The following is a 4,069-nucleotide window of genomic DNA, read 5'->3' on the forward strand; positions in this document are numbered from 1 at the left end:
GGCTGCCCGGGTCCACCAGTCGGGTCCGTGCAGCCGCACCATCAGCGCGTCGTCGGCGTTGCCGCGCTGGGCGCGCAGCGACACCCAGCGGCTCGCGGCACGCACCGGGTGCCGGGTGGTGCGCCGGCCGCGCCGTACTCCCCAGCCGGCGTCGAGGACGCGCAGCGCGAGGTCGGCGTCCTCCCGGAAGGCCCGGCGGAACCGTTCGTCGAACCCGCCGAGATAGGTGAGGACATCCGTACGGAAGGCCATGTCCGCGGTGATCCAGTGGGCCGTCGCGAGTCCCGCGGTGCCGCGTTCCCAGTCGGTGGGGCGGCGTTCGCCTGGCAGCGGCACCGTGATGACGCCCTGCACGGCGGCCGTGTCGGGCTCCACCTCGGTGAGGTCCTGCACGAGCTGCTCGCTCCAGTGCGGGCCGACCTGCACGTCGTCGTCGAGGAAGACGACCCACGGCGAGGTGACGGCCCGCAGTCCGCGGTTGCGGGCGGCGGCGGGCCCCGTGCCACCGCTGCGCAGCACGGTGGTCCGCACGCGCAGCCCGCCGAGGACGGCCAGCGGGTGCGCGAGCGCCGTGCCGTCGGACTCGGGGCGGTCGTCGACGAGGACGATCTCGGCGGGGGCCGGACCGTCCGCGGCGGCCAGCGCGGCGAGACAGTCGGCCAGCGTGGACCGCACCAGGGTCGGGATCACCACGGCGTAGGCGGTGGCGGTGGCGGCGGCGCTCATGCGAACATCCGTCCCCTGCGGACCGCGAACGGCCCGATCGCCAGCAGGTCCACGGGCGCGGATCCGAAGCACTCCAGGGCGTCGCGCGGATCGTCGACCATGGGCCGGCCGGCGGTGTTGAGGCTGGTGTTGACGACCACGGGCAGCCCGGTGCGCCGCTCGAAGGCGCCCAGCATCCGGGCGACCAGCGGCTCCTGCCGGGCGTCGACGGTCTGCACGCGCGCGGTGCCGTCGACGTGCACCACCGCCGGGATGCGGTCCCGCCACTCGCGGACGACGTCGTGCACGAACAGCATGTACGGGCTGGGCAGCGGCCCCTGGAAGATGCCTGCGGCCCGCTCGGCGAGCACCATGGGCGCGACCGGCCGGAACTCCTCGCGCCCCTTGACCGTGTTGAGGCGTTCCAGGTTCTCGGCGCGGCCCGGGTGGGCGAGCAGGGAACGGTGTCCGAGGGCGCGCGGCCCGTACTCGCTGCGCCCCTGGAACCAGGCGACGACACCGTCCCGGGCGAGTTCCTCGGCGACCGTCTCGGCGATGTCGGGAGGCTTCTCGTACGGCACGGCCGCACCGTCCAGCCAGGCGCGCAGCTCGTCGTCGCGCCAGCCGCGGCCGAGGTCGGCGCCCGCCATGGGGGCGTGGTCCCCCGCGAGGTACAGGGCGCCGCCCAGGGCGGTGCCCGCGTCCCCGGCGGCGGGCTGCACCCACACGTGCCGGTAGGGGCCCTGCGCGGCGAGTCTGGAGTTGGCGACGCAGTTGAGGGCCACTCCCCCGGCGAGGGCGAGGGCGTCGCCGCCCGCCTCCCGGTGCAGCCAGTGCGCGAGGTCGAGCAGGGCCTCCTCCAGCACGGCCTGGGCGCTCGCGGCGAGGTCCGCGTGGTCCTGGTTCCACTCCTCGTCCCGCGCGCGGGGCGGGGTGAAGGCGGCCCAGTCGACGTCCCGCGCGCGGAAGCCGCCGTCGCCGGTGGCGTGCACGGACTGCCGCAGCTGGGGCAGGAAGCGCGGTTTGCCGTAGGAGGCGAGCGCCATCACCTTGTACTCGTCGCTGCTGCGCAGGAAACCGAGGTGGACGGTGAGCTCCTCGTACATCAGGCCGAGCGAGTCGGGCAGGGCCTGGGCGGCGAAGGTCTCCAGACGGCCGTCCTGGAAGCGGCCCGCGAGGTGGGAGGCGGCCTCCCCGCGCCCGTCGAGCACGAGGACCGCGCTGTCCGGGTACGGGGAGGCGGGGCCCGCGGAGGCCGCGTGCGCCACGTGGTGCGGCACGAAGACGACCTTCGCCGGGTCGAGGCCGGGCAGCGCCTCCGCGAGGAACTCGGGCGCCCGTTCCGCGTACTCCAGCCGCAGCGGGTCGAAGGGGTCGTCGAGCCCCATCTCGTCGGCCGGACGGGCCAGGCGCGGATCGAAGGAGTAGGTGACCGCGTCCAGCTCGTCGGGCCGGAGGCCCCCGTGCGCGAGGCACCAGCGCGCCGCCAGCTCGGGCAGCTCCCAGGCCGAGAAGGGCACCGGCCGCTTCCCGTGCTTGCGCCTGCTGAAGCGCTCCTCCTCGGCGGCCGCTACGGTCGTGCCGTCCACGACGAGCGCGGCGGCCGGGTCGTGGAACAAGGCGTTGATACCAAGGATGCGCATGCGGTGCTCCGTCCCGTCAGGGTGTGCGGGGACCTCGGCTCCCCCGGGTCTCGCACCGGCGGCTGTCTCAAACACTTGGAGACAGCTCACCCGAACGTTCACCGATTCGTCACCTTCGGTGAGGTTGTGATCACTGCGCGGCGCGCGGGTGCGGGCCGCGCCGTCCGGTGCGGGTGGTGCCGGATGCGGTCGAATGCGGATCGAGGGCGGGCCCGATGCCGACCGGGTACGGATCGGATGCGGGCCGGGTACGGATCAGGCCGCGACGGCCTGCGCGAACCAGCCGATCGTGCGCTCCAGGCCCTCGCTCCAGCCGGTCCGCGGCTGCCAGCCGAGCCGTTCGGCGGCCAGCCGGGTGTCGGGCCGGCGCCGCTCGGGGTCGTCGACCGGGCGTTCGACGAAGCGGATGCGGGAGCGGGAGCCGGTGAGCTCGACGACGCGCCGCGCCAGCTCCAGCATGGTGATCTCCTCACCGCCGCCGATGTTCATGGGCCCGGTCTCGGCGGACGCGGCCAGCGCCAGCACGCCCTCGACCGTGTCGTCGACGTAGCACAGCGAGCGCGTCTGGCTGCCGTCGCCGGCCACCGTGAGCGGCGTGCCGTCCAGGGCCTGCGCGACGAAGGTGGGCACGGCGCGGCCGTCTCCGGTGCGCATGCGCGGCCCGTAGGTGTTGAAGAGGCGCACGATGGCCGCGTCGGTGCCGTGCACCGCGCGGTGTGCGGTGACCAGGGCCTCGCCGAAGCGCTTGGACTCGTCGTAGACGCTGCGGGGCCCGACCGGGTTGACGTTGCCCCAGTAGCCTTCGGTCTGCGGGTGCTCCAGCGGGTCGCCGTACACCTCGGAGGTGGAGGCGAGCAGGAACCGGGCGCCGTCGCGGCGGGCGCGTTCCAGGGCGTTGCGGGTGCCGTTGCTGCCGACGTCGAGGGTCTCCAGCGGCAGCCGCAGGTAGTCGGCCGGGGACGCCGGGCAGGCGAAGTGCAGCACCAGGTCGAAGGGCCCGGGAAGGCCCCGTACGACGTCCTCGTCGGTCACGTCGCCCCGGACGAACCGGAAGCGGCGCCGCCGGTCCAGCTCCAGCACGTTGCTCCGCGTGCCGGTGGACAGGTTGTCGAGGCACACCACGTCCGTGCCGTCCTCCAGCAGCCGTGCGCAGAGATGGGAGCCCACGAAGCCGGCCCCACCGGTGACCAGGGCGCGGCGCCAGCCGCGGCCGGTCATGTCAGCGATCACCCGTCCCGCCCGTCCGCGTCCATGTACGCCCATGGGACTCTCCTCACGCTCGCGTCACTCGGTCACGCACTGATGTGCGGCGCGCGAGTACCCCCCTCTTACTCGGCTGAGACGGAGGGGGAAGCGGTTGCGACGACGCGGATCATGTGCTCACGCCGGTCCGGGCGTCCACCGCGGTGAGCGCCATCGCCAACGGCCCCGGCACCAGGAACGCCAGCGGCAGCAGCATCCCCGCGGACAGCACGGCGGCCGCCACGGCGAGCAGGACCAGCCCGCTGCCGCCCACGTCCCGTACCGTGTCGCGGGCCGCCGCCCGCACCGCCCCGGGCCAGTCCTCCACCGACTCGGGCCGCCCGCACGCCCGCAGCCCCACCACGGCCGCTCCCGCGCCGATCGCACCCGCGACGACCGCGAACACCGGCGCACCCGGCAGCCCCGCCCCCGCCAGCGCCAGATCGGCCACGACCAGCAGCACGCCCGCGAGAGCGACA

At 74.8% G+C, this 4,069-nt stretch carries 3 protein-coding genes and 1 pseudogene; all 4 read right to left on the bottom strand.

What is annotated here, in order from left to right; genetic code table 11:
* The coding region (locus tag UW392_RS02305) for a glycosyltransferase family 2 protein (protein WP_320773127.1) at positions 1-726 on the bottom strand (726 nt) is incomplete at its 3' end.
* Positions 723-2,348: a carbamoyltransferase gene (locus UW392_RS02310; protein WP_320773128.1), complete on the bottom strand. Its 1,626-nt coding sequence runs from the start codon at positions 2,346-2,348 to the stop codon at positions 723-725. The genes UW392_RS02310 and UW392_RS02305, both read right to left, overlap by 4 nt.
* A gap of 255 nt (positions 2,349-2,603) precedes the next feature.
* The gene (locus UW392_RS02315; protein ID WP_320773129.1) at positions 2,604-3,566 is read right to left on the bottom strand and encodes an NAD-dependent epimerase/dehydratase family protein; all 963 of its coding nucleotides are present in this window, start codon (positions 3,564-3,566) and stop codon (positions 2,604-2,606) included.
* Positions 3,567-3,720: 154 nt separating this feature from the next.
* A pseudogene (locus UW392_RS02320) lies at positions 3,721-4,069 on the bottom strand (hypothetical protein); the annotation flags it as partial.

It is taken from the genome of Streptomyces sp. CRN 30 (genome assembly GCF_034105845.1).